Annotated in this window: 13 protein-coding genes; 8 read left to right on the top strand and 5 right to left on the bottom strand. The window is 70.4% G+C overall.

Annotated features, from left to right (window positions below):
- Window positions 1-92: 92 nt before the first annotated feature.
- The gene (locus tag VQ02_RS11390; protein WP_048444307.1) at window positions 93-1,157 is read right to left on the bottom strand and encodes a GGDEF domain-containing protein; all 1,065 of its coding nucleotides are present in this window, start codon (window positions 1,155-1,157) and stop codon (window positions 93-95) included.
- Between the two features lie 123 nt (window positions 1,158-1,280).
- Window positions 1,281-2,777 (bottom strand): DEAD/DEAH box helicase, encoded by a 1,497-nt coding sequence (locus VQ02_RS11385; protein WP_048444306.1) that lies wholly within the window; start codon window positions 2,775-2,777, stop codon window positions 1,281-1,283.
- 738 nt (window positions 2,778-3,515) lie between these two features.
- On the opposite strand from VQ02_RS11385, the gene VQ02_RS11380 reads away from it, so the two are divergent.
- Window positions 3,516-4,388, top strand: coding sequence for an outer membrane protein (locus VQ02_RS11380; protein ID WP_048444305.1), 873 nt, complete (start codon window positions 3,516-3,518; stop codon window positions 4,386-4,388).
- Window positions 4,389-4,584: 196 nt separating this feature from the next.
- On the opposite strand, the gene parE is transcribed toward VQ02_RS11380, so the two are convergent.
- Complete coding sequence (gene parE / locus VQ02_RS11375) at window positions 4,585-6,627, bottom strand: DNA topoisomerase IV subunit B (protein WP_048444304.1); 2,043 nt, start codon at window positions 6,625-6,627, stop codon at window positions 4,585-4,587.
- 312 nt (window positions 6,628-6,939) lie between these two features.
- On the opposite strand from parE, the gene VQ02_RS11370 reads away from it, so the two are divergent.
- The 7 genes from VQ02_RS11370 (at window position 6,940) to VQ02_RS11340 (ending at window position 24,959) form a co-directional block, all read left to right on the top strand.
- Entirely contained in the window at window positions 6,940-7,128 is a 189-nt protein-coding gene (locus VQ02_RS11370; RefSeq protein WP_048444303.1) for a hypothetical protein, read from the top strand.
- 284 nt (window positions 7,129-7,412) lie between these two features.
- Window positions 7,413-9,233 (top strand): malto-oligosyltrehalose trehalohydrolase, encoded by a 1,821-nt coding sequence (treZ, locus tag VQ02_RS11365; RefSeq protein WP_048444302.1) that lies wholly within the window; start codon window positions 7,413-7,415, stop codon window positions 9,231-9,233.
- Between the two features lies 1 nt (window position 9,234).
- Window positions 9,235-14,163: a malto-oligosyltrehalose synthase gene (locus VQ02_RS11360; RefSeq protein ID WP_048444301.1), complete on the top strand. Its 4,929-nt coding sequence runs from the start codon at window positions 9,235-9,237 to the stop codon at window positions 14,161-14,163.
- Between the two features lie 83 nt (window positions 14,164-14,246).
- Window positions 14,247-17,654, top strand: coding sequence for a maltotransferase domain-containing protein (locus VQ02_RS11355; RefSeq protein ID WP_048444300.1), 3,408 nt, complete (start codon window positions 14,247-14,249; stop codon window positions 17,652-17,654).
- Window positions 17,655-17,799: 145 nt separating this feature from the next.
- Window positions 17,800-21,063 (top strand): maltose alpha-D-glucosyltransferase, encoded by a 3,264-nt coding sequence (gene treS, locus VQ02_RS11350; RefSeq protein WP_048444299.1) that lies wholly within the window; start codon window positions 17,800-17,802, stop codon window positions 21,061-21,063.
- Between the two features lie 294 nt (window positions 21,064-21,357).
- Entirely contained in the window at window positions 21,358-23,622 is a 2,265-nt protein-coding gene (glgB, locus tag VQ02_RS11345) for a 1,4-alpha-glucan branching protein GlgB (RefSeq protein WP_048444319.1), read from the top strand.
- Between the two features lie 128 nt (window positions 23,623-23,750).
- Window positions 23,751-24,959 (top strand): pyridoxal phosphate-dependent aminotransferase, encoded by a 1,209-nt coding sequence (locus VQ02_RS11340; protein ID WP_048444298.1) that lies wholly within the window; start codon window positions 23,751-23,753, stop codon window positions 24,957-24,959.
- Between the two features lie 450 nt (window positions 24,960-25,409).
- On the opposite strand, the gene VQ02_RS11335 is transcribed toward VQ02_RS11340, so the two are convergent.
- On the bottom strand, window positions 25,410-25,706 hold the full coding sequence (locus tag VQ02_RS11335; protein WP_048444297.1) for an alkylphosphonate utilization protein: 297 nt from the start codon (window positions 25,704-25,706) through the stop codon (window positions 25,410-25,412).
- Between the two features lie 75 nt (window positions 25,707-25,781).
- Window positions 25,782-26,669: a cation diffusion facilitator family transporter gene (locus tag VQ02_RS11330; protein WP_048444296.1), complete on the bottom strand. Its 888-nt coding sequence runs from the start codon at window positions 26,667-26,669 to the stop codon at window positions 25,782-25,784.
- Between the last annotated feature and the right edge of the window lie 54 nt (window positions 26,670-26,723).

Raw genomic sequence — 26,723 nt, 5'->3', positions numbered from 1 at the left:
CGCCCGGGCCTCTCGGCCCCGCGTTCTCCAGGCCGTTGGCCGACGACCGGCCCGGCACTCCTCTTCGTCGATCGACGCCCGCGGGAGGCAGCTCAGGCGACGTCGTTCATCGTATCGACCGCCACGGAGTCGTCGACGACCCGGTTGCGTCCGGAGCGCTTGGCCGTGAACATGCAGTGGTCCGCCCGCTCGAGCAGCGACACCGCGGTGTCGCCGCGGCGGTAGACCGCGAGGCCGACTGACACGGTGATGCGGCCCAGGCACTCGCCAGTGGAGCGCTTGACGAGCTCGCGTCCCATCACGCTGGTACGCACCTTCTCGGCCAGTTCCCGCGCTTCCAGCCGGCCGCAATCCGGCAGGATGATGCCGAACTCCTCCCCGCCGAACCGCGCAATGGTGGTGCGCGGCTCGACGCATTCGCGCATGGTCATCGCCACCAGCCGCAGCACCTGGTCGCCGGTCAGGTGGCCGTAGAGGTCGTTGAAGCGCTTGAAGTGGTCGATGTCGAGCACGACGAGGCAGACAACCTGGCTCTGCACCGCGGCGTGGTCGACGGCCTTGCGCAGCATCTCCTCGAAGTGCTTGCGGTTGCCGATGCCAGTCAGCGGATCGGTCAGGGATTCCACCCGCACCGCCTCCAGGGTCTCGCGCAACGTCTCGATCTCGTTGCGGCTCTCCCGCATCCGCGCTTCCAGGGTGCGGTTGTTGGCCGCCACGTCGCGCGTGGTGACGACGAGCGACGAGACGATCTCCCGCACCCGCGCGCGGTTCACCGCAGGCGCGGCGAGATCCTGACTGAAGGCCTGGAGCGAGGCGCCGTAGCGAGCGGTCGAGCCCAGGGCCGCGTCCAGCATCTCCATGATCTGCTCGATCTCGGCGAGCACGCCGGTGCTCGCCCGCTCGGTCTCGGTCGAGAGCTGGCGATTGTCGAGATAGGTTTCGAAGAGGATGTCGACGTTGTTGTCGGTCAGCGCACCGTGCTCGGCAGTGATCCGCTTCACGGATTCGTTGAGCTGCGGGTTCAGGCCAGCGACGTAGGTGTACCAGACGGCGTAGCCCCGGGGCGTCGCCGATGAGCGGTACGCCTTCATCAGCTCCATCGCCCGCTGACCGAACAAGAAGCTCCGATCAAGCTCGGCGCTGCTCAGGTCAGGCATCGAACGTCTCCGCGCTGGCTGCCGGCTTCGCGCAGGCAGCTCCGGACCATCTGTAGGGTCCGTGCGTGGAGAAGCAGTTAAAGTGCGAACGCGCCTGGCGCTGACACAGGCGGAATCCCCTGTCTACTCGCTCTCTTTGCGCTTCTTCAGCACAACCGGCCGTAGCAGGAAGGCCGGGACATGGGCACCCATGCCGATCTCGGCGTCCGGCATCGCGTCGTCGTCCCGGCTCCGGGTGTTCCGACGTCCGACGGGGCGCTCATCCTGAAGGCGAGGCGCGTCCACGGCGCGCGGTGCCTCGCCGTTGCGGCGCGGTGGCGCCTCCTCTGGCCGCGGGCTGCGGGCGCGGCGCCGGCGCGTGTCGTCGCGGCGTCCCTCGTCGCGCCGGCCTTCCTCGCGGCGATTCTCCTCCCGGCGGCCTTCCTCGCGCCGGCCGCGACCGCCCCGGCTCCGCCGCTCGCCCGGCTCGTCGGCCTCGCCCTCGGGCAGGCTCGCGAGGTCGCCATCCGCCCAGGCGATCGGCTGCCCGATCAGCGTCTCGATGGCGGCGAGCGACTTCTCGTCACCCCGGCCGACCAGAGTGAAGGCGGCCCCGCTGCGGCCCGCGCGGCCGGTGCGGCCGATGCGGTGGACGTAATCCTCGGCGTGATGGGGGACGTCGAAGTTGAAGACGTGGCTCACCGCCGGAATGTCGAGGCCTCGGGCGGCCACGTCGCTGGCAACGAGCAGCGGCACCTCGCCGGACCGGAAGGCGTCGAGCGCCGCCATGCGGGCGCGCTGGTCCATGTCGCCGTGCAGGGCCGCGACGTTGAAGCCGTGGTTCGACAGCGACTTCTGCAGCTGCGCGACGTCCCGCTTGCGGTTGCAGAAAATGATGCCGTTGTTCAGCTCCTCGGCGGCGCGGATGAGCTTGCGCAGGGTCTTGCGCTTCTGGTGGCCCTCGGACCCCGTAGCGACCAGCCGCTGCGTGATGGTCGAGGCGGTGGAGGCGGGGCGCGCCACCTCGATGCGGACGGGATTGTGGAGGAAGTCGTCGGCGAGCCGCTGGATCTCCGGCGGCATCGTCGCCGAGAAGAACAGCGTCTGCCGGGTGAACGGCACGAGCTTCACGATGCGCTCGATGTCGGGGATGAACCCCATGTCGAGCATCCGGTCGGCCTCGTCGATGACGAGGAGTTCGACGCCGGTGAGCAGCAGCTTGCCGCGCTCGAAATGGTCGAGGAGCCGCCCCGGGGTCGCGATCAGAACATCGACGCCGCGGGTGATCTTGAGATCCTGGTCAGCGAACGAGACGCCGCCGATCAGCAACGCCACGTTGAGCTTGTGGTTGCTGCCGTAGCGCTCGAAGTTCTCCACGACCTGCGCGGCGAGTTCGCGCGTCGGTTCGAGGATCAGCGTGCGCGGCATCCGGGCCCTGGCCCGGCCCTGCTCGAGCAGGGTGAGCATCGGCAGCGTGAACGCCGCCGTCTTGCCGGTGCCGGTCTGGGCGACGCCCAGGACGTCGCGCCGCGCGAGGACGTGCGGTATGGCTTGGGCTTGGATCGGGGTCGGCGTCGTGTAACCCGCGGCCTGGACGGCCTGCTGGACCTTCTCGCTTAAACCCAGTTCGGCGAATGACATCCTGAAGAGAACCGTTGCGCGCGGGCAGATCGGGCCGGCGCGGAGAATCCGTCGCGGCAACGGCTGGGATGCAAACTCGTTTCGCAGCCTGTCCCGCGCCGGATGCGCCGAGGTGGGACGTTCACGCCATTGCTCCGTCGCGTCGGGCACGCGACCGCCCGCAGGACACGCCCGATGCCGGATCATTTGTCAAGTGCTGCCCGGGATTTGTTCGGTGGGAAAGGCCGCGCCGCGACCTCCGGCCCGCGCGCCCGCGAAGGACTTCCCCGAAGATCCTCGGGGATGCGGGAGAGCGGGGCCGGGATCGAGCCGCGTCCGCGCGGCGCTCGCGGGTGGTCGATCCGGTGCTCTCGCGGCCCGGCGCCGCTCTGCAGGTCCGCGACCGGATCTGGGCCAGCGCCGGATGGTTCGCGTGAGGCGATCATCTTCGCGAGCGCGGCTGCGACCGTGAAGAGGGCGATCCGCCACGTGCGGCAGAGGAGGGGAGCGGCGCCATTTCGCACCTGCGCACTGGCGTGGCGGTTTACCCGAGGATGGTCCTGCGGAGGGGCCGCGGCGTCATGGTTAATGCCAAGTGATCGCTTCTGCTCGCTTTTTCGCGCTCGCGATCGCCGTCGATTCACGTTTCGTTGACGGGTGACCGGGTAAACCCTGCCCTCGTTGCAGGAATGCGACAGACCGGGTGACCGACCGGGGATAGAAGCGCGCCGGCTCTCGCCAACCAGGACCAGTCAGAGAATGAAGAAGATCCTCCTCGCCTCCGTGGCCCTCGTCGGCCTGTCTGCGGCTGCTTCGGCTGCCGACCTGCCGCGGCGCGCGGCTCCCCCGCCGGTGTTCACGCCGGTGCCGGTCTTCACCTGGACGGGCTTCTACGCCGGTTTCAACGCCGGCTACGGCTTCGGCACGGATGACCGCCGCACCGGCCCCGTCATCGGCGTCGGCCCGGCCACCGGCCTCGTCGCTCCCGGCACCACCGGCGTGCTCGCCTTCGGCAACCGCAACAGCAACGACGGCTTCGTCGGCGGCGGCCAGATCGGCTACAACTACCAGTTCACCCCGGGCTCGGGCGTGGTCGTCGGCATCGAGGCCGACGCCCAGTACGTCGACTTCGGCCGTGACCGCAACCGCTTCGTGTCCACCAGCCCGCTGGCGGCGCAGCAGGTGTTCAACCCGAACGGCCTGTCGGGTCTGGACTTCTTCGGCACCGTGCGCGGCCGCCTCGGCTACGCCTGGGACCGCACCCTGGTCTACGCCACCGGCGGTTTCGCCTACGGCTCGGGCGGTGGTCGCGACTTCGGCCTGCCGAACACCAGCCGCGACGAGTTCCAGACCGGCTGGGTGGTCGGCGGCGGTGTCGAGTACGCTCTGCCCACCGACTCGTTCCTGAACTTCTTCCGTTCGTCGGCCGTGACCCTCAAGGTCGAAGGCCTGTACGTGAACCTGGATCAGGGCAACCGCAACAACGGCGCCTTCGCGATCAACAACGCCGGCACCGTGATCAACACCGTCACCTCGCCGGGCGTGGTCGTCGTGAACCCGGGCCAGTCCCGTCGCGACACCGAGTTCGCGGTCGTCCGCGCCGGCCTGAACTACAAGTTCAACGGCTTCTAGTCTCGACGATCCGTCCTCCGGACGGAGCGGAGCCCGGCCTCACGGCCGGGCTCTTCGCTTTGGCGGATCGGGACACCGCAGAGGCGATCCTGATCTGGCAGAGACGACGAAGGCCCGGCCGCTCGCGCGGCCGGGCCTTCGTCGTCTTCGGCCGGGGACGGCTCGCGCCGTCCCCTCCCAGTCCATCCTCGATCCGTCAGATATCGAGCTCGATCTCGTCGGCGAACACCGCCCGCTCGGAGATGAAGGCGAAACGGGCCTCGGGCTTGTTGCCCATCAGCCGCTCGACGGTGTCGCCGGTCTCGGCCTTCGCCTCCTCCACCACCTCGACCCGCAGCAGCGTGCGCTTCTTCGGGTCCATCGTGGTCTCCTTGAGCTGCCCGGGCATCATCTCGCCCAGGCCCTTGAAGCGCCCGATCTCGACCTTGCCCGACTTGAACGTGGTCTTGAGCAGCTGCTCCTTGTGGCGGTCGTCCCGGGCGTAGGCGCTCTTCGCTCCTTGCGTCAGGCGGTAGAGCGGGGGCACCGCCAGGTAGAGGTGGCCGCCCTCGATCAGCCGTGGCATCTGCCGGTAGAAGAAGGTGATGAGCAGCGAGGCGATGTGGGCGCCGTCGACGTCGGCGTCGGTCATGATGATGACCTTCTCGTAGCGAAGGTCGTCGTGCCGGTACTGGTTGCCGATGCCGCAGCCGAGCGCCTGGATCAGGTCGGAGAGGAGCTGGTTCGCCCCGAGCTTGTCCCGGCTCGCCGAGGCGACGTTGAGGATCTTGCCGCGCAAGGGGAGGATCGCCTGGGTGGCGCGGTCGCGGGCCTGCTTGGCCGAGCCGCCGGCCGAGTCGCCCTCGACGATGAAGATCTCGGAGCCCGCGGCGCCGGCTTTCGAGCAATCCGCCAGCTTGCCCGGCAGGCGCAGCTTGCGGGTCGCGGTCTTGCGGGCGACCTCCTTCTCCTGGCGCCGGCGCAGGCGCTCCTCGGCCCGGTCGATCACCCAGTCGAGGAGCTTGTTGGCCTGGGCCGGGGAGGCGGCGAGCCAGTGATCGAAGGCGTCGCGGATCGCCGCCTCGACGATGCGGGAGGCTTCCAGCGTCGCGAGCTTGTCCTTGGTCTGGCCCTGGAACTCCGGCTCGCGGATGAACACCGAGAGCATCGCCGCGCAGGTCGCCATCACGTCGTCGGCGGTGACCGACTGCACGCGCTTCACCTGACCGACCCGCTCGGCGTGGTCGCGCAGGCCCCGCAGCAGGGCCACCCGCATCCCGCTCTCGTGGGTGCCGCCCTCCGGCGTCGGGATGGTGTTGCAGTAGGACGAGGAGAAGCCGTCGTCGTTGGCGAGCCACGCCACCGCCCATTCGAGGGAGCCGTGGCTGCCGGGCCTGGTGACCTTGCCGGCGAAGACGTTGTCGGCGACGAGCTCCTTGCCGTCGATCTCCCGGGCGAGATAGTCCTTGAGGCCGGCCGGGAAGCGGTGCACCGCCTCCGCCGGCACGTTCTCGACGCCCTCGAGCAGGGCGGGGGCGCAGCGCCAGCGGATCTCGACGCCGCCGAACAGGTAGGCCTTCGAGCGTGCCATCTTGAACAGGCGGCGCGGATCGAACCGGTGCTCGCCGAAGATCTCGGCGTCCGGGTGGAAGCGCACCTTGGTACCGCGCCGGTTCTGCACCCGGCCGACCGTCTCGAGCGCCCCTTGCGCGTGGCCGCGCGAGAAGGTCTGCCGATAAAGGGTCTGGTTGCGGGCGACCTCGACCTCGAGGACGTCCGAGAGGGCGTTCACCACCGAGATGCCGACGCCGTGCAGGCCGCCGGAGGTCTCGTAGACCTTCGAGTCGAACTTGCCGCCCGCGTGCAGCGTAGTCATGATGACCTCGAGCGCCGACTTGCCCGGGAATTTCGGGTGCGGATCGACCGGGATGCCGCGGCCGTTGTCGGTCACCGCGAGGCAGCCGCTCTCCTCGAGCTCGACCTCGATGAAGCTGGCATGGCCTGCGACGGCCTCGTCCATGGCGTTGTCGATCACCTCGGCGAAGAGGTGATGCAGCGCCTTCTCGTCGGTGCCGCCGATATACATGCCCGGCCGGCGCCGCACCGGCTCCAGGCCCTCCAGCACCTCGATTGCCGAGGCATCGTACCCGGCCTCCGCCGCCTCCGCGGGCGGGGGCACGGCGACCGGCTTGGCGCGCCGGGCCGGCTCGGCCGGCGGCTTGCCGCCCGGTCCGAACAGGTCTCGTGCGGCCTCGCTCACGCGACGGCCTCGCGGTGGGGGAAGGGCTCTGGCAGCATTCGAGGTCATCCTCTCCCTATACCGGAACAAACGCGGAACAAAAAGGGGCTTCCGGCGGCTTCGGGGCGTGGCACATGGGCAGGGCAGCGGGCCGTGGCGCGGCGGCCCGGACCGTCGCACGGAAGAACCCGTACCAGAGTCACCGAGACGTAAACAAATTCCCTTAAAGCCCGGTGATGGACCGGGTGCCCCGGAACCTCGGCAGTGGCCATCCGTTGTCGAGACGGCTGGCCCTCCGCCGCACCAGGCCGCCGCCGCAGGAGCGTTCCGACGATGACCGCCGTCACCCGCCACGCCCGCCACCTCTCCCTCGCCCGCGCCGAGCAGGCCGCCGGCCAGGCCTTCGGCTTAGCGGAGGACGGCGTCGGCGCGGCGACTGCGGGCCTCGGCCGGGTGGCCGTCTCCGCCGCCGGCGGCGCCTTCGCGGTCGCCGTCGCGGCGACCCTGGCATGGGTGCTCTGACGTAAGGTCCCCCACGGGCGGATGCCGGGTCTGCAGCGAGAACCTGCCACGCATTGAAGGCCCGGTCGTCGCGTGTTCGCGCCTGACGAATGCTGAGGATGGCGATCCCTCTCACGAGTCGCCCGCACGGCCATTGCCGCGGGCTCGGGCCGCCTTAGCTCCCGGGTCGATCTCACGTCTTCGCGCTGCGGAACCAGGCCAAGGAACCAGGCCAAGGCGGCGGAATTTCCTGAGCGGCGCCCCACGCCGTTCGTTCAACCACGGTTTCGAAGGATGGTGGCCCGATGCGGCGCGCCCACAGCATGCCATTCGGTGCGGAGATCGGACCGGAGGGCGTGCGCTTTGCCCTCTGGGCACCGACCGCCGAGCGCGTCGCCCTGGTGCTCGACGGCACCGAGCATCCCCTGGACGACCAGGGCGAGGGCTGGCGCCGGCTGACCGTGCCGGGCGTCCGCGCCGGGGCGCGCTACGGCTACCGGATCGACGGCGAACTCGTCGTGCCCGACCCCGCCTCGCGCTTCCAGCCCGAGGACGTCTCGGGCCTGAGCGAGGTGATCGATCCCGCCGGCTTCCCGTGGACGGATGAGGGCTGGGCCGGGCGCCCGTTCGAGGAGGCGGTGATCTACGAATGCCACGTCGGCACCGCGACGCCGGAGGGCACCTACGCGGCGCTCGGCCAGCGGCTCGAGGCCTTGCGCAACCTCGGCGTCACCGCGATCGAGCTGCTGCCGCTGGCCGACTTCAAGGGTACCCGCAACTGGGGCTACGACGGCGTGCTGCCCTACGCACCCGACTCGGCCTACGGCACCCCGGACGACCTGCGGCGCCTCGTCGACCGGGCGCACGGCCTCGGCCTGATGGTGTTCATCGACGTCGTCTACAACCACTTCGGCCCGGCGGGGAACTACCTCCACGCCTACGCCAAGACGTTCTTCACCGAGCGCCACCAGACCCCGTGGGGCGCGGGCATCAACTTCGACGGCAAGACCAGCGGCCAGGTGGTGCGGGACTACTTCGTCCACAATGCCCTGTACTGGCTGGAGGAGTTCCACGTCGATGGCCTGCGCTTCGATGCCGTCCACGCCATCCTGGACGACTCGGACAAGCACTTCCTCGCCGAGTTGGCCGAGCGCATCCGCGGCGCCTATCCCCACCGGCCGGTCCACCTGATGCTGGAGAACGAGGCCAACCAGGCCCGCTGGCTCGAGCGGGACGAGGCCGGCACGCCGCGCCTGCACAGCGCGCAATGGGCCGACGACACCCATCACGGCTGGCACATCCTGCTGACCGGCGAGGATTCCGGCTACTACGAGAGCTTCTCCGACAAGCCGGCGGCGCACCTCGCCCGCAGCCTCGCCGAGGGCTTCGCCTACCAGGGCGAGCCGTTCAAGACCCTCGACAACCACCCCCGCGGCGAGGCCTCCGGCCACCTGCCGCCGTCCGCCTTCGTCACCTTCCTGCAGAACCACGACCAGGTCGGCAACCGGGCGCTCGGCGAGCGCCTGAGCCACCTCGCCGACCCGGACAGGCTGGCGCTGGCCCGGGCCGGGCTGCTGCTGAGCCCGCAGATCCCGATGCTGTGGATGGGCGAGGAATGGTCGGCCTCGACGCCGTTCCTGTTCTTCGTCGACTTTGCCCCGGACGAGGAGCTGAACAAGGCGGTGCGCGACGGCCGCCGGCGCGAGTTCAAGAGCTTCGCCGCATTCGCCGACGAGGAGAAGGCGAAGACGATCCCCGATCCGACCGCCGAGGAGACGTTCCGCCGCTCGACCCTGGACTGGGCCGAGCGGGAGCGCTCGCCGCACCGCGAGGTCCTGGCCGACACGACTGCGCTCCTGCACCTGCGCCAGCGCGAGGTGGTGCCGCTGACGATGACCGCCTGGCAGGGCGGCACCTACGCCCTGCCGCGGCCCGACGTGATCGACGTGACCTGGTCGTTCGCCGGCGGGACGCTCCGCTTCGTCGGAGTGTTCGGGGGCGAGGCGTACACGCTGCCGCGGCCGCCCGGCCGCGTCATCTGGCGCTCGCCCGCGGTCACGGAGGGCGAGAACGGTTCCCTGGTCCTGCCCGCCTGGTCGGGCCTGTTCGTGAAAGAGGTGCGTTGAGATGGCCGTGACTGAGGATGTCGTCGCGCGGCTCGCCGATGAAGCGGGAATCGCCGCGGACTACACCGATGCCTTCGGCCAGCGCGTCGAGACCCCGCTCGCCGTGCGGCAGGGGCTCCTCGCCGCGCTCGGCCTGCCGGCCGGCACGGAGGAGGAGGCGCAGGCGAGCCTCGCCCGCATTCGGTCCCTGCGGCACGGCCTCGTGCCGCCGCTGGTGCCGATCGAGGCGCGCCGCGCCGCGCGGGTGCCGGTCCGGCTGGACCAGCGCTCCGGCACGCTGAGCTGGCGCGTCGTCGACGAGCGCGGCACCGCCCGGGGCGGGCGGGCCGTCCTCGGAAGAGACGTCGTCGTCATCGAACTGCCGCCGCTCACCCCGGGCTATCACCGCCTGACCGTGACGCTCGGCGACCAGCGGGCGGAGGCGATGGTGATCGCCGCGCCCCAGCGCTGCTGGCGGCCCCGGGCGCTCGGCGACGAGGGCGCCCGGGACTGGGGCCTCGCTGCCCAGCTCTACGGCCTACGCTCGGAGACCAATCTCGGCATCGGCACCTACGCCGATGCGGGCCGGGCCGCCGCGGATGCCGGCGCCCGGGGCGCCGCCTTCCTGGGCTTGAGCCCGGTCCACGCCCTGTTCTCGACCGACCGGCAGAAGGTCTCGCCCTACTCGCCGTCGTCGCGCCTGTTCCTCGAGACCCTCTACCTCGATTCCGCCGCCCTGCCGGGTCTTTCCGGCAGCCGGGCCGAGCGCCTGCTGAAGGAGGCCGCGCCCGAGATCGCCCGCCTGCGCGACGCCTCGCTCGTCGATCATGCCGGCGTGTGGCAGGTGCTGAGCCCGGTCCTCGAGGCGCTGTGGCAGGACTCCCCGGCCCGCGCCGGCCGGGACACCGAGTTCCTGGCCTTCCGTGCCGCCTTCGGCGAGAACCTGGAAGCCCACGCGACGTTCGAGGCCCTGGCCGAGCACTTCGCCGGGCAGGGCGCCCACTGGCTCGGCGACTGGCCGGAGGCCTACCGCCGCAACGGCACCGCGGAAGTCGCGGCCTTCGCCGCCGAGCACCAGGAGCGGGTGTCCTACCACGCCTGGCTGCAATTCCTCGCCGACCGGCAGCTCGCCCGTGCGGCCGCGCAGGGCCTCGCCTCGGGGATGCGGCTCGGGCTCTACCGCGACCTCGCGGTCGGGGCCGATCGCGGCGGCTCGGAGATCTGGTCTCATCCTGAGCGCTTCGCCGCCGGGCTGTCGATCGGCGCGCCGCCGGACATCCTGGCGCCGAACGGCCAGGATTGGGGCCTGCCGCCCTTCGACCCGCTGGAACTGGAGCGCGACGGCCTCGCGGCGTTCCGGGCCCTCGTCCAGGCCAACATGCGCCATGCCGGCGCGATCCGGATCGACCACGCCTTCCAGCTCGCCCGCCTGTTCCTGATCCCGGCGGGGCAGGGGCCTAAGGTCGGCGCCTACGTGGCGATGCCGTTCGAGGCGATGCTGGCGGTCTTGCGCCTCGAGAGCCACCGGGCGAAGTGCCTGGTGATCGCCGAGGATCTCGGCACCGCGCCGGCCGGCTTCTCCGACGCGCTGATGCAGGCCGGCATCCTGAGCTACCGCATCCTCTCGTTCGAGCGGGGCGAGGGCGGCACGTTCAAGCGCCCGGCGGAGTACCCCCGCGACGCGCTCTGCGCCATCACCACCCACGACCTGCCGACCTTCGTCGGCTGGTGGCGCGGCGTCGACACCGAGCTGCGCCAGTCGCTCGGCCTCTACGACGCCGAGCGGGCCGGGTCCGAGCGCGAGGAGCGGGTGCACGAGCGCCGGCGCCTCGCCGAGGCCCTGAACCAGGAGGGGCTGATCCCCTCGGCCGAGCCGCCGGACCAGCCGCCCTTCGAGGCCGCGGTGCGCTTCCTCGCCCGGGCGCCCTCGGTGCTGACCGCGGTGCAGTACGAGGATATCCTCGGCGAGGTGACCCAGGCCAACATGCCGGGCGTCACCGAGGGCTACCCGAACTGGCGCCGCAAGCTCGACCGCGACCTCGCGGCGATCGCCGAGCCGGGCGGGCCGCTCGCCAAGCTCGCCGCATCCCTGTCGGCGGAGGAGCGCGGGCCCCGCTCGGGCGCGGCCCGGCTGGCGTCGCCGCCGCCGCGGGCGACCTACCGGCTGCAGTTCCACAAGGATTTCACCTTCGACCACGCGGCCAGGATCGTCCCGTACCTGGCCAAGCTCGGCATCAGCCACGTCTACGCTTCGCCGATCCACAAGGCGCGGCCCGGCTCGATGCACGGCTACGACATCGTTGATCACCGGGAGATCAACCCGGAGCTGGGCGGCGAAGAGGCGTTCGCGCGCTTCAGCGACTGCCTGAAGGCGCATGGGCTGAAGTTCCTGCTCGACATCGTGCCCAACCATATGGGCGTGGGCGGAGCCGACAACCCGTGGTGGCTCTCGGTGCTCGAATGGGGGGCGCTGTCGCCGGCGGCGGACGCCTTCGACATCGACTGGGGCCGCCTCGGCGCCCGCAACAAGCTCGTCGTGCCGTTCCTCGGCGACCGCTACGGCGAGGCTTTGGAGAAGGGCGACCTGAAGCTCGCCTTCGACCCCGAGGAGGGCTCGCTCAGCGTCTGGCACTTCGAGCACCGCTTCCCGGTCAACCCGCTGAGCTACCCAATAGTCCTCGACAGGGCGCTGGCGGCGCTGCCGGTGGTCGGCGACGAGGCGTCCGCCGAGGTCCTGTCGATCTCCGAGCGCCTGCGCCGGATGGGCGATGAAACCCACACCGACCGCCTCGCCGGCTTCCCGGAGGAGGCCGAGGGTCTGAAGCGCCGCCTCGCCCACGCGGTCTCCGCCTCGCCGGAGCTGAGGGCGGCGATCGACCGCGCGGTGACCCTCGTCAACGGCTTCAAGGGCCATCCCGACAGCTTCGGGGCGCTGCACCGCATCCTCGAGGCCCAGGCCTATCGCCTCGCCCATTGGCGGGTCGCGGCGAGCGACATCAACTACCGTCGCTTCTTCGACGTGAACTCGCTCGCCGGGCTCAAGGTCGAGAACCGGCGGGTGTTCGAAGGCGCCCATGCGATGCTCTTCCGGCAGATCCGCGAAGGGCGCATCGACGGGTTGCGCATCGATCACATCGACGGCCTCGCCGACCCGGCGGGCTACGCCCGCGCCCTCCAGGCGGCCCTCGGGCCCGGCTTCTACATCGTGGTGGAGAAGATCCTGGAGCCCGGCGAGCGCCTGCGGCCCTGGCCGATCGCCGGCACCACCGGCTACGACGTGCTCAACCAGATCGACGGGCTGTTCGTCGACCAGGAGAAGCGCGCGGCGGTGGCCCGGCTCTACGCCGGGGCCACCGGCATGGACGAGCCCTACGGCTGGCTCCTGCGCAGCGTGAAGGGCGAGATCCTGGAGACCAGCTTCGCCAGCGAGCTGGAGGTGCTGACCTCGGACCTCAAGCAGGTGGCCGACGCCGACCGGCGCACCCGCGACTTCTCGGTCAATGCGCTCCGCCAAGCCCTGTCCGAGATCATCGCCCGCTTCCCGGTCTACCGCAGCTACCTTCCCCAGGAGCTCGACGAGAACGAGATCGAGGCCGAGGACCTGAAGCTCATCGGCGACACGGTGCGCAAGGCCAAGCGCCGCTCGATCCTGCCCGACCGGTCGGTGCACGACTTCGCGCAAGCCGTGCTGCTCGGGCGGATCGACACCGACGGTCCGGGCCGGCCGGACCCCGAGGTGGTGCGCCGCTTCCGCCGCCGCTTCCAGCAGCTCACCGGCCCGGTGATGGCCAAGAGCCTGGAGGACACGCTGTTCTACCGCTTCGTCGAGCTCCTCGCCCTCAACGAGGTCGGGGGCGATCCCGGCGAGTACGGGCTGTCGGCGGACCACTTCCACGCGCTCCAGGCCGCCCGCGCCCGCGACTGGCCGAACGCGATGATCACCACGGCCACCCACGACACCAAGCGCGGCGAGGATGCCCGAACCCGGCTGCTCGCGCTCTCCGAGATCCCCGAGGAGTGGGAGCAGGCCTGGGCCCTGTGGGGTCGGCTGGTGCAGCCTCACCTCTCGGAGGTGGAAGGCGAGGCGGCCCCGGACGCCAACGACCAGTGGATGTTCCTGCAGGCGATCCTCGGTGCCTGGCCGCTGGAGCTGCTGACCGAGACGCCGGACCCGAAGGACGTCGGGGAATTCCGCAAGCGGCTCGGCGCCTATGCCGAGAAGGCGATGCGCGAGGGCAAGCGGCGCTCGAGCTGGGTCAACGTCGACGAGGCCTACGAGGGCGCGGTTGCCCGGCTGTTCGACGCCCTGGTGGCGCCGGGCTCGGAGTTCCTGCGCGAGTTCCGGCCCTTCGCCGAGCGGCTGGCGCGGGTCGGCATGGTGACCGGCCTCGCCCGCTCGGCGCTGAAATGCACCCTGCCGGGCCTTCCCGACATCTACCAGGGCACCGAGTTCTGGGACTTCTCCTTCGTCGATCCCGACAACCGGCGCCCGGTCGACTACGCCGAGCGCGAGGCCGCCCTCGGGCAGGACTTGCCCTTGGGCGACCTGCTCGCGTCCTGGCCGGACGGGCGGATCAAGCAGCTCGTCCTGGCCCAGCTCCTCGCCGACCGGGCGGCCCATCCCGGCTTCTACGCCGAGGCCGACTACGCCCCGGTCGCGGCCGAGGGCGAGGCGGCGGAACGCCTCGTCGCCTTCCTGCGCCAGGACGCCACCGCCGGCTCGGAGGCCGGCGATCTCCTGGTCGCGGTGCCCCGGCACGTCGCCGGCGAGGCTGGCGACTGCACCCAGCTCGCCGCCCGCTTCGCCGGGACGGTGCTGCCGGTGCCGGAAGGCAGCGTCTGGCGCGACCTGGTGACGGGCGACGAGGTCCGCTCCGAGGGCGGGCGCCTCGCCGTCGAGCGACTCTTCGCGCGGCTGCCCCTGGCGGTTCTGCGTCAGTCCGCCAGTTGAGACCCCGGAGCGGGGAACCTGACGCTCCGGGCACCGGGTTCCTCGTGCGAGATGATCGAGAGAGAGCAGGCAGGATCGGGCCGATGAACGTACCCCGCACCAGCACCAAGCCGGCGAAGCGCACCCGCGAGGTGACGCCGCTGCCGGCGACCCTGGCGCCGCTGGCGGCCGGACCGCGCATCTACAACCTGTTCCCGCTGCTGGTGGGCCGGGTCTCGGCCTGGACCGCCGAGCTGCCCCGCATCGCGGCACTCGGCTTCGACTGGGTCTATCTCAACCCGTTCCACCAGACCGGGGGCTCGCGCTCCCTCTACGCCGTGGCCGATCCGGATCGCCTCGACGAGCGCCTGCGCGACCTCGACGGCACCCCGGACGACGAGCAGATCCGCCGCTTCTGCGCGGCGGCGGCCGAGCACGGCCTGAAGATCATGACCGACCTGGTGGTGAACCATGCCGCCAACGACGGCAGGCTGGCGCACGAGCGCCCGGACTTCTTCGTGCGCGACGCCTCCGGCGCGCCGGTGAGCCCGCACGCCGTCGACCCGGACGACCCGAGCAAGATCACGGTCTGGGGCGACCTCGCCGAGTTCGACTACGTGGCGCCGGGCTCGCGCACGGCGCTGACCGAGTTCTGGAACGGCTACGTCGAGCGGCTCCAGCGGCTCGGGGTCGCGGGCTTCCGGTGCGACGCCGCCTACAAGGTGCCGCCGGACGTCTGGCGCAGCCTGATCGGCGCCGCCAAGGACCGCGACCACGCCGCCCTCTTCGCCGCCGAGACCCTGGGCTGCACCTTCGAGGAGGCGCGGGCGACCGCCGAGGCCGGGTTCGACTACCTGTTCAACTCCTTCGCCTGGTGGGACCTGAAGGCGCCCTGGGCGCTCGAGCAGTACGAGCGCCTGCGCATCCTGGCGCCCTCGATCGCCTTCCCGGAGAATCACGACATGCCGCGCCTGGCGGCCTCCCTTCCGGGCGGGCGCGAGGCGGTGGCCCGGGAGCTCAAGGCGCGCTACGCCCTCGCGGCGTTCTTCTCCGCCGGCGTGCTGATGCCGATCGGCTACGAATGGGGCTACGCCCAGCCGCTGCACGTCGTCGAGACCACGCCGGAATCGCGGGAGAACGAGACCGGCATCGACGTGTCCGGCTACATCGCGGCGATCAACCGCCTGCGGGCCGATCTGCCTGCCGCGAACGTCGAGGGCGCGCAGTGGCGCCTCTCGGCCCCGGATGCGCCGTACGTCGCCCTGATCCGGATCGATACCGGGCATCCCGGCTCGGCCGAGAACGCGGTGATCGTGCTCTACAACCCGACCGACGCGATGGTGGCGGTCGATCCCGCGCCGCTGATCGCCGGCACGGGCGGCGAGTTCGGCCCGTTCGAGGACCTGACCCCCGAGGTGTCGCCCCTCGTCTTCCGGGCCGACAAGGCGCTCGATCTCGCGCCGCGCGCCGTCCACATCCTGGCAGCCCGCCGCATCGCGGCCGTGCGCCGGCCGCGCCGCAGCACCCCGAACGGGGAGGGGCGCGTCGTCATCGAGGCGGTGAGCCCGGAGATCGACGGCGGCCGCTCGGCGATCAAGCGCGTCGTCGGCGACCAGCTCCATGTCGAGGCCGACATCTTCACCGACGGGCACGACGTCATCAACGCCGCGGTCCTCTCGCGCCTCGCCGGGGAGACCGAGTGGCGCCGCGACCCGATGCTGTTCGTCGACAACGACCGCTGGCACGGCCATTTCCCGCTCACCCGCAACGCCCGCTACGAGTACACGGTGGAGGCGTGGCGCGACGACTTCTCGTCGTGGCTCCGCGGGCTGGAGAAGAAGCGCAACGCCGGCGTCGACGTGCGGCTCGAGACCATGGAGGGCGTGGGGCTCGTCAAGCGTGCGGCGGCTCTCGCCGAGGGCAGCGACGCCGCGGCGCTGAACGGCCTCGTCTCGGCCCTCGAGGCCGAGGAGGCCGGCTCCGCCGCCCAGCTTCGCCGCCTGCTGGAGCACACCGCCCTGATCCACCGCAACTCGGAGCGGGTTAACCTCTCGCGCTATCCGGTGGTCCTGGAGGTGGTGGCCGACCGGCTCGCCGCCCGGTTCTCGGCCTGGTACGAGATCTTTCCGCGCTCGCAATCCGGCGACCCGAACCGCCACGGCACCTTCGACGACGTGATCGCGCGGCTGCCCGAGATCCGCGAGCTCGGCTTCGACGTGCTGTACTTCACGCCGATCCACCCGATCGGCCGGACCAACCGCAAGGGCAAGAACAACTCGCTCAAGGCGCGCGAGGGCGATGTCGGCTCGGTCTACGCCGTCGGCGCGGAGGAGGGCGGCCACGAGGCGGTGCACCCTGAGCTCGGCACCCTCGACGACTTCCGCCGCCTGGTGGCGGCGAGCCACGCCCACGGCATGGAGGTCGCCCTCGACTTCGCCATCCAGTGCTCGCCGGACCATCCCTGGATCAAGCAGCACCCGGAATGGTTCGACTGGCGGCCCGACGGCACGATCAAGTTCGCCGAAAACCCGCCGAAGAAGTACGAGGACATCGTCAACGTCGACTTCTACCGCGAGGGCGCGGTACCGTCGCTGTGGGTCGAGCTGCGCGACATCATCGTCGGATGGGTCGAGCTGGGGGTGAAGATCTTCCGGGTCGACAACCCGCACACCAAGCCGATCCCGTTTTGGGAGTGGATGATCCGCGACGTCAACGATCGTTACCCGGACGTGCTCTTCCTCGCCGAGGCCTTCACCCGGCCGAAGATGATGAAGAAGCTCGCCAAGGCCGGTTTCCAGCAGAGCTACACCTACTTCACGTGGCGCAACACCAAGGCCGAGCTGACCGCCTACTCGACGGAACTCGCCGGCGAGATGGGCGAGTACTACCGCCCGAACTTCTTCGCCAACACGCCGGACATCAACCCGATCTTCCTCCAGACCAGCGGCCGGCCGGGCTTCATCATCCGCAGCACGCTCGCCGCGACGCTGTCGAGCGTCTACGGCATCTATAACGGCTTCGAGCTGTGCGACGCCGCACCGGTGCCCGGCAAGGAAGAGTACCTCGATTCCGAGAAGTACGAGCTGAAGGCCTGGGACTACTACCGGCCCGGCAACATCCGCGACCACATCATCGCACTGAACCGCATCCGGCGCGAGAACCCGGCGCTGTGGGACTTCCGCACCGTGGTCTTCACCCCGGCCTGGAACGAGCAGATCCTGGCCTACCTGCGCATGACACCGTCCGGCGACAACGCGGTGTTCTGCATGGTCAACCTCGACCCGCGCAACCGGCAGGAATGCACCTACGAGGTGCCGCTCTGGCAGCTCGGCCTGCCCGACGACGGCGCCGTCGAGGTCGAGGACCTCCTGCTGGGCTACAAGTTCGAGCTGCGTGGCAAGACCCACCGCATCGCCCTCGACCCGGCCGAGCGCTCGGTGGTGATCTGGCGTCTGCGCCGCCCCGTCCGGCTTGCGGCGCCCGGCGGCGCGTGGCAGCACGGAGGTGCCTAGCCGGGCCTTGCCGGTGCGGGCGGGTGACCGTCCGCACCGGCAGGCTTCAAGGTCCCCGAACTCTCCCCGGCGCCCCGCGTTGAGCCCAAGCACCGCGACAGCCGCAACCCGGCGCCAAGACCCGATCGAATGAGGCTTTGACGCGATGATCGATCGCAGCGATCCGCAATGGTACCGTGACGCCATCATCTACCAAGTCCACGTCAAGTCCTTCTTCGACGCGAACAATGACGGCATCGGCGACTTCGACGGCCTGACCGCGAAGCTGGACTACATCCGCGACCTCGGCGTGACGGCGATCTGGGTGATGCCGTTCTATCCCTCGCCGCTGCGGGACGACGGCTACGACATCGCGGATTATCGCGACATCAACCCGTCCTACGGCACGATGGACCAGTTCCGCACCTTCGTGCACGAGGCGCACGAGCGGGGCCTTCGGGTCATCACCGAGCTCGTCATCAACCACACCTCGGACCAGCATCCCTGGTTCCAGCGCGCCCGCAACGCCCCGAAGGACTCGGAGTGGCGCGACTTCTACGTCTGGTCGGACACCGACGAGAAGTACACCGATACGCGCATCATCTTCCTCGACACCGAGGCCTCGAACTGGACCTGGGACCCGGTCGCCAAGGCCTATTACTGGCACCGGTTCTACTCGCACCAGCCCGACCTCAACTTCGACAACCCGCAGGTTCTCGAAGCGGTGATCGAGGTGATGCGCTACTGGCTCGACATGGGCGTCGATGGCCTGCGCCTCGACGCGATCCCGTACCTGATCGAGCGCGACGGCACGAACTGCGAGAATCTCCCCGAGACCCACACGGTCATCAAGAAGATCCGCGCCGCCCTCGACGAGAGCTACCCCGACCGCATGCTGCTGGCCGAGGCCAACCAGTGGCCGGAGGAGACCGCGCAGTATTTCGGCGACGGCGACGAATGCCACATGGCGTTCCACTTCCCGCTGATGCCGCGGATGTACATGGCGATCGCACAGGAGGACCGGCACCCGATCACCGACATCATGCGGCAGACGCCGGAGATCCCGGAGGGGTGCCAGTGGGCGATCTTCTTGCGCAACCATGACGAGCTGACGCTCGAGATGGTGACCGACAAGGAGCGCGACTACCTCTGGAGCTTCTACGCCGCCGATCGGCGTGCCCGCATCAACCTCGGCATCCGCCGCCGCCTCGCGCCCCTGCTCGAGAACGACCGGCGCAAGATCGAGCTGATGAAGTTCCTGGTGCTCTCGATGCCCGGCACCCCGGTGCTGTACTACGGCGACGAGATCGGGATGGGCGACAACATCTATCTCGGCGACCGCGACGGCGTGCGCACGCCGATGCAGTGGTCGCCGGACCGCAACGGCGGCTTCTCCCGCTCCGACCCGGCCCGCCTGTTCCTGCCGACGATCCAGGACCCGATCTACGGCTTCGACGCCGTCAACGTCGAGGCCCATGCCCGGTCGCAGACCAGCTTGCTGAACTGGACCCGGCGGATGATCGCGATCCGCAACAACCACGTCTCGCTCGGGCGCGGGGCCTTGCGCTTCCTCTATCCGGACAACCGCAAGGTGCTGGCCTGGATCCGCGAGCACGACAACGAGCGCGTGCTCTGCGTCGCCAACCTGTCGCGGGCGCCGCAGGCGGTGCAGCTCGATCTGTCGGACCTGCGCACGGCGGTGCCGGTCGAGCTCACCGGCGGCACCTCGTTCCCGCCGATCGGCGACCTGCCCTACCTGCTCACCATGCCGGCCTACGGCTTCTACTGGTTCTCGCTCTCGACCGCGAATGCCGGCGCGATGGGCCCGCTGCCCGAGGCGCCGGAGCTGTTCACGCTGGTGCTGACCGGCGGCGTCGAGACCCTGATGAGGGGCCGCGAGCGCCAGGCCTTCGAGCGGACGGTGGCGCCGCGCTTCATCGGCTCCCGGCGCTGGTTCGGTGCCAAGGGCTCGCGCATCCGCGGCGTTGAGGTGGTCGACAGCGCGATCCTGCCGTCCTTGAGCGGCACTGGCGGCTTCCTCTTGCCGCGCATCGCGGTCTCGCTCGCCACCGGCGACACCCAGGACTACTTCGTGCCGCTCGCCGTCGACGAGGGCCGCGAGGACGAGTCGTTGATGGACCACGCGGTCGCCCGCGTGCGCCGCGGACCGCGGATGGGCCTCCTCTACGGCGCCGCCTCCTCGCCCGACTTCGCCCTGGCGATGGTCGACGCGATCCGCAACAACCGGGAGATCGCCTCCGAGAAGGGCAGCATCCGCTTCCGGGCGACCTCGCTGTTCGATCCCGAGCTGGAGCTCGATCCCGCCGACATCCGCCGGCTCTCGGCGGAGCAGAGCAACACCTCGATCGCCTTCGGCTCGCGGCTGATGCTGAAGCTGCTGCGCCGGCTCCAGCCCGGTGCGCACCCGGAGGTTGAGGTCGGCCGCTTCCTCACCGAGCAGGCGGGCTTCCGCAACACCCCGGCGCTTCTCGGCGTGGTCGAGCATGTCGGACCGGACGGCGTCGCCACGGCGCTCGGCCTGCTCCAGGCCTTCGTGCGCAACCAGGGCGACGCCTGGACCCTGATGCTCGAGTACCTGCGGCGCGACCTCGACACGATCGTGCTGGTGCCCGAGAGCGAGGCGCCCTCGCCCCAGGACGCCTTCGCCACTCACCTGCGCTGGGCGGGGCTGCTCGGCCAGCGCACCGCCGAGATGCACCGGGCGCTGGCCATCGAGACCGACGACGCGGCCTTCGCCGCCGAGCCGTTCACGGCCGACGACCTCGCGGTGCTCGCCGCCGACACGCGGCGCCAGGCCGAGAAGGCCCTGCGGGCCTGCGGGGCGCTGGGCTTCACCGCCCCAGAGAGCGCGCAGGAAGCCGCCGCCGCGATCCTCGCCGCCAAGGCCGAGATCGAGGGGCTGATCGAGGGCCTGAGCCGCGAGGCGCCCGCCGGCGCCCACCGCACCCGCATCCACGGCGACTACCATCTCGGCCAGGTGCTGGCCTCGCAGGACGACCTCATCATCGTCGACTTCGAGGGCGAGCCGTCGCGGCCGGTGGACGAGCGCCGCGCGAAGTCGACCCCGTTGCGCGACGTCGCCGGCATCCTGCGCTCGCTCGCCTACGGCGGCGAGACCGTGACCCGGGAGGTCGCCTCGCGCTTCGCGGAGGCAGAGGACCGGGCGACGGCCGCGGTCGCCGCTTGGCGCGAGATGGTGAGCGGCGCCTTCCTGGAGGCCTACGCCGCGACCGTGAAGGGCAGCCGCGCCGACGTCACCGACGAGGCGACGCGCGCCCGGCTGCTGCGCCTCTGCCTGCTGCAGAAGGCGCTCTACGAGATCGACTACGAGGCCAACAACCGCCCGGACTGGATCGAGATTCCGGCCCGCGGCGTGCTTGCCATCCTGGCCGACCAGAGAGGTGCGTGACCCATGGACGACGAGACCAGCGCCCGCAAGCCGGCCGCTCGCCGGCGCCAGACCGACCGCATGGCCGAGACGAGCGTGACAGAGACCGTCAGGAAGACCGGCAAGGCCGCGAAGGCGGACAAGGCGACGCTCAAGGTCAAGGCGGCCCTGGTGGCGCCGATCACGGCGGGCACGAAGGCCGCCAAGGATTCCGACAGGAAGGATCCCGACAGGAAGAAGGTGGACGCGAAGGCGAAGCCGTCCAAGAAGGCCCACCGCCAGCCCGGAAAGCCGGTCTCGCTGCGCGTCGCCGCCATGCAGGCGGCGTCCTCGCCCCGTGTCTCGGGCCCTGCGCCGGTCCGCCCGGCGCGGCCGCCGGTGCCGGGCCGGGCCTACGCGGTCCATCCCGACGCCGTCGAGGCGATCATGCGCGCCGACCACGGCGACCCCTTCGCGGTGCTCGGCCCGCACCAGGCGGCCGAGGGCCAGTGGGAGATCCGCGCCGTGCTGCCGGAGGCCCGCGCCGCCACGGTGGTGGTCGGCGACACCCGCGTGCCGATGGAGCGGCGCCACCCGGCGGGCTTCTTCGTCGGGACCTTCCCGCACGAGGGGCGACCGGATTACCGCATCGCCGTTGAGGGCTGGGACAACACCGAGCGCACCCGGCGCGACCCCTACGAATATGGCGCCACCCTGACCCAGCAGGAGATCCCGCTCCTGCGCGACGTCGGCAACGACGCCGTGCACCGGGTGCTTGGGGCGCAGGCGATCGAGATCGGCGGCGTGCCGGGCTTCCGCTTCGCGGTCTGGGCCCCCAACGCCCGCCGGGTCTCCGTGGTCGGCGACTTCAACGACTGGGATGGCCGGCGCCACCCGATGCGGCTGTGGCAGGATGGCGGCGTCTGGGAGCTGTTCATCCCCGAGCTGAGGAAGGGCGGGCACTACAAGTTCGAGATCCGCGGGCCCGACGGCACGCTCCTGCCGCTCAAGGCCGACCCGGTCGCCTTCGCGGCCCAGCAGCCGCCGGAGACCGCCTCGCGACTCGAGGGCCTGCCCTCGCTGGAATGGCGCGACGGCGCCTGGATGACGAGCCGCAACGCCCTCGACCATCGGCACGGCCCGATCTCGATCTACGAGGTCCATCTCGGCTCGTGGGCGCGGGTGCCGGAGGAGGGGAACCGCTACCTCACCTATCGCGAGCTCGCCGCGCGCCTGATCCCCTACGCCAAGGAGATGGGCTTCACCCACATCGAACTCCTGCCGATCACCGAGCACCCGTTCGACGGCTCCTGGGGCTACCAGCCAGTCTCGCTCTACGCGCCGACCAGCCGCTTCGGCTCGCCGGACGACTTCGCGGAGTTCGTGAACGCCGCCCACGAGGCCGGCATCGGCATCCTGCTCGACTGGGTGCCGGGCCACTTCCCCCTCGACGCCCACGGGCTCGGCCAGTTCGACGGCACCCACCTCTACGAGCACGCCGACCCGCGCCAGGGCTTCCACCAGGACTGGGGCACCTACATCTACAATTTCGGGCGCACCGAGGTCTCGGCGTTCCTCGCCTCGAACGCCCGGTTCTGGCTCGAGCACTACCACCTCGACGGCCTGCGGGTCGATGCGGTGGCGTCGATGCTCTACCTCGACTACTCGCGCCGGGCCGGCGAGTGGATCCCGAACCAGTACGGCGGCAACGAGAACCTCGACGCGATCAACTTCCTGCGCAAGACCAACGAGGCGACCTACAGCCACGCCCCCGGCACGATGACGGTGGCGGAGGAATCGACCTCGTGGCCCGGCGTTTCGCATCCGACCTATACCGGCGGGCTCGGCTTCGGCTTCAAGTGGAACATGGGGTGGATGCACGACACCCTGCGCTTCATCTCAAAGGAGCCGGTGCACCGGCGCTACCACCACCACGACCTGACCTTCGGGCTGCTCTACGCCTTCTCCGAGAACTTCATCCTGCCGCTGTCCCACGACGAGGTGGTGCACGGGAAGGGCTCGCTGCTAGGCAAGATGCCGGGTGACCGCTGGCAGAAATTCGCCAACCTGCGCGCCTATTTCGGCTTCATGTGGGGACATCCGGGCAAGAAGCTGCTGTTCATGGGCGGCGAGTTCGGCCAGGAGCGGGAGTGGAACCACAACCAGAGCCTCGACTGGCACCTCCTGGACGATCCGCTCCACGCCGGACTGAAGGCTCTGGTGCGCGACCTCAACCACCTCTACGTCGCGACCCCGGCCCTGCATGCCCGCGACACGGAAGCCGGCGGCTTCCAGTGGCTGGTGTCGGACGATGCCGAGAACAACGTCATCGCCTGGGCCCGCAAGGGCCGGAACGAGGGCGAGATCGCCATCGTGGTCTCGAACTTCACGCCGGTGCCGCGCCACGGCTACCGCATCGGCGTGCCGATGCCCGGCCACTACCGCGAGGCGTTCAACTCGGACGCCGAGGGTTACGGCGGCAGCAACGTCGGCAATTACGGCGGTGTCGATGCGCAGCCGGAAGCCTCGCACGGGCAATCCTGCTCGCTGACCCTGTCGCTGCCCCCGCTCGCCACCCTGATCCTGGTGCGGCAGGGCTGATCACCGCTCGACCGGCGCGGCTCTTCGGGACCCGCGCCGGTCCGGTGCCGCTTGTCATCGCTCCGGCTTGCGCCGGAGCGCCCGGCTTGCCATCCCTGGGACCCCGTCCCGTCCGGTGAGTCGCCCGCATGACCGTCACGCCCCTGCCCGACACGATGCCGCCGGTGAGCCGCGAGGCGGCCGGGGTGCTGCCGAGCGGCATCGGCGAGCTCGTGGCCTACGGCTTCGATCGGCGCGGCCTGATCCCGCTCTGGGTCGGGGAGGGCGACCGGCCGACTCCGGCCTTCATCGCCGAGGCGGCGCAGCGGGCCCTGCGCGACGGCGCCACCTTCTACACGCGCATGCTCGGCATCCCGGAGTTGCGCGAGGCCCTGGCGGAGTACGTCTCGCGGCTCTACGGCGACCCGGTCGGGCCCGAGCGGTTCTTCGTGACGGTCGGCGGCATGCACGCCTTCCACACCGCGATCCGGATCGCGGCCGAGCCCGGCGACGAGGTGGTCCTGCCGACGCCGACCTGGTCGAACTTCTTCGGCGCGATCGCGATGCAGGGGGCTCGTCCGGTCCCGGTGCCGATGCAGTTCGACGCCGTGAACGGCTGGAGCCTCGACATCGCGCGGATCGCAGCGGCGATCACTCCCCGCACCCGCGCCCTCGTTCTCAACACCCCGGCAAATCCGACCGGCTGGGTCGCGACGCGTGCCGACCTCGCGGCCGTGCTCGAGATCGCCCGCCGCCACGACCTCTGGATCGTCGCCGACGAGATCTACGGTCGGTTCTGCTTCGATCCCGCCCACGAGGGCTTGAGCCGCGCGCCCTCGATCCGCGACGTCTGGCAGCCGGAGGACCGCGACCGGGTGCTGTTCGTCCAGACCTTCTCCAAGAACTGGGCGATGACCGGATGGCGGGTCGGCTGGCTCGAAGGACCTGCGGCGATCGGCCGGATCGTCGACGGTCTGGTGCTCTACGGGACGTCGGGCGTCGCGACCTTCCTGCAGCACGCCGCCGTCACGGCGATCCGGGACGGCGAGGCTCTGGTGGCCGAGCAGGTCGCGCAGGCCCGCGCCGGTCGCGCCATCGTCTGCGACGCCCTGCGCGCCGTGCCGGGCGTCGAGCTGCCGGCACCGCCCGGCGCCTTCTACGCCTTCCCGCGCGTGCCGGCCGAGCCGGACGACCGCCGCCTCGCCAAGCGCCTCGTCGACGAGGCGAATGTCGGGCTCGCCCCCGGCATGGCCTTCGGCCCCGGCGGCGAGGGGTTCCTGCGGCTGTGCTTCGCCCGCTCAGCCGCCGACCTCACCGAGGCGATGCGTCGGATGGTGCCGGTGCTGATGCCGCGGTGACCGTGCGGTGCTGGAGTGTTTTCTCGACGACGTGGATGCCGGTTCGCCGGAGAAAATGTGGCAAAATCAAAAACCTAAAATCAAAAACCTAGCGCTCTGCCCGATTGCAGCGCCGTGGTACACGACACTGGCATAAAGCCAGGCTTCCATACGGCTGAGGTTCGTCGGCGAGACAACCTGTTGTCCACTTCTTCCCCCTTCCCGGTCAACTGCAGCGTCAGCGGAAGGAGATCCGGGATCCAGCACGAAAAGTCGCGAAGCGGCTCTGTCTGCAACTGTGCAGCAGACAGAGCCGCTTCGCGGCACGTCTCCCCTGGATCCCGGATCTCCTTCCACTTCGTTTCAGTCGTCCGGGAAAGGGGGAAGTGGCTTAAGAAAACTCCACAGCCCATGCGGCACGCCTGAGCCACCGTGTCGTGTACCGGTGTCGCAACGCGATCGGGCAGTGCCCTAGCGTTTGCGAACAAATTCGGTGCGCAGCACCAGGCCCTTGATGGTGTCGTGACGGCAGTCGATCTCGTCGTCCCGGTCGGTGAGCCGGATCGAGCGGATCACGGTGCCCTGCTTGAGGGTCTGGTTGGCGCCTTTGACCTTCAGGTCCTTGATCAGGGTGACGGCATCGCCGTCGCTCAGCAGGTTGCCGGCCGCATCGCGCACCGCGCGGGTCGCCACGGCGGCCATCTCGCCGGCGGGGCGCCACTCGCCGGTTGCCTCGTCGTAGACGTAATCGTCGGTCCCACTCGTCACGCTTCGGTCTCCATCTGGTTTTCCATCACGGCAGCCTTGTCGCGAACGACCGGAGGTCGGACAAGGCAATGAGGTTCAGATCACCGGCACGCCGCGCTGCTTGGCCTCCTCGGCGGGCTCGACGTGGATCGTCACCACGGCACCCGCCACTGCCCCCTCGATCGCGGATTCGAGCCGATCGCAGATGGCGTGGGATTCCGCGACGGTCATCTCGCCCGGCACGACGAGGTGGAAGTCGATGAAGGTGGCCTGCCCGGCGTGGCGGGTGCGCACGTCGTGGGCCTCGAGGGCGCCCTCGCCGTGCTCGGAGATCAGCCGGCGGATCTGCGTCACCATCTCGGCCGGGGCGGCCTGATCCATCAGGCCATTGACCGAGTCCCGCACCATGGCGCCCCCCGACCACAGGATGTTGAGGGCCACCACCACAGCGATCACCGGATCGAGGATCGCCCAGCCGGTTGCCGTGACGAGGCCGAGGCCGGCCAGCACCCCGGCCGAGGTGACGACGTCGGCGAGCACGTGCTTGCCGTCCGCCACCAGGGCCGGCGAGCGCAACTCCCGGCCGCGCCGCATCAGCATCACGCCCCAGACCAGGTTGATCACCGTGGCGACGCCGTTCACCGCCACGCCGATGAGGGGGGCGTCGAGGGCCTTCGGCGCCTGCAGGGCGTCGTAGGCCTCGCGCAGGATCATCACCGCGGCCACGATGATCAGCGCGCCCTCGATCACCGCCGAGAAGTACTCGGCCTTGTGGTGGCCATAGGGGTGGTCCTGGTCGGCGGGCTGGGCAGCGACCCGCAGGGCCACGAAGGCGGTCATCGCCGCCACCACGTTGATGATGCTCTCGAGTGCGTCCGAGTAGAGCGCCAGGCTGCCGGTGATCCACCAGGCCCCGAACTTGAGGGCGAGCACCAGGAGCCCGAGCCCGGCGCTGGCGAGGGCGGCGGCTTGCGCACGTTCCATGACGACGATCCGAGAGGCGATTGCCGGTGGCGCGGGGCCGGGCGCCGCTCCCAT

This window comes from Methylobacterium variabile, assembly GCF_001043975.1.
GTDB classification, from domain to species: Bacteria; Pseudomonadota; Alphaproteobacteria; order Rhizobiales; family Beijerinckiaceae; genus Methylobacterium; species Methylobacterium variabile.
Note: the sequence above shows the minus strand (reverse complement) of the source record. Positions and strands in the feature narration are given on the sequence as shown.

What these genes read in the sequence shown, in the direction of transcription:
- VQ02_RS11380 (WP_048444305.1), top strand. Translation starts at nt 3,516, where the DNA reads ATGAAGAAGATCCTCCTCGCCTCCGTGGCCCTCGTCGGCCTGTCTGCG.
- VQ02_RS11385 (WP_048444306.1), bottom strand. Translation starts at nt 2,777, where the DNA reads ATGTCATTCGCCGAACTGGGTTTAAGCGAGAAGGTCCAGCAGGCCGTC.
- treZ (WP_048444302.1), top strand. Translation starts at nt 7,413, where the DNA reads ATGCGGCGCGCCCACAGCATGCCATTCGGTGCGGAGATCGGACCGGAG.
- VQ02_RS11360 (WP_048444301.1), top strand. Translation starts at nt 9,235, where the DNA reads ATGGCCGTGACTGAGGATGTCGTCGCGCGGCTCGCCGATGAAGCGGGA.
- VQ02_RS11370 (WP_048444303.1), top strand. Translation starts at nt 6,940, where the DNA reads ATGACCGCCGTCACCCGCCACGCCCGCCACCTCTCCCTCGCCCGCGCC.
- VQ02_RS11330 (WP_048444296.1), bottom strand. Translation starts at nt 26,669, where the DNA reads ATGGAACGTGCGCAAGCCGCCGCCCTCGCCAGCGCCGGGCTCGGGCTC.
- VQ02_RS11390 (WP_048444307.1), bottom strand. Translation starts at nt 1,157, where the DNA reads ATGCCTGACCTGAGCAGCGCCGAGCTTGATCGGAGCTTCTTGTTCGGT.
- VQ02_RS11340 (WP_048444298.1), top strand. Translation starts at nt 23,751, where the DNA reads ATGACCGTCACGCCCCTGCCCGACACGATGCCGCCGGTGAGCCGCGAG.
- glgB (WP_048444319.1), top strand. Translation starts at nt 21,358, where the DNA reads ATGCAGGCGGCGTCCTCGCCCCGTGTCTCGGGCCCTGCGCCGGTCCGC.
- treS (WP_048444299.1), top strand. Translation starts at nt 17,800, where the DNA reads ATGATCGATCGCAGCGATCCGCAATGGTACCGTGACGCCATCATCTAC.
- VQ02_RS11355 (WP_048444300.1), top strand. Translation starts at nt 14,247, where the DNA reads ATGAACGTACCCCGCACCAGCACCAAGCCGGCGAAGCGCACCCGCGAG.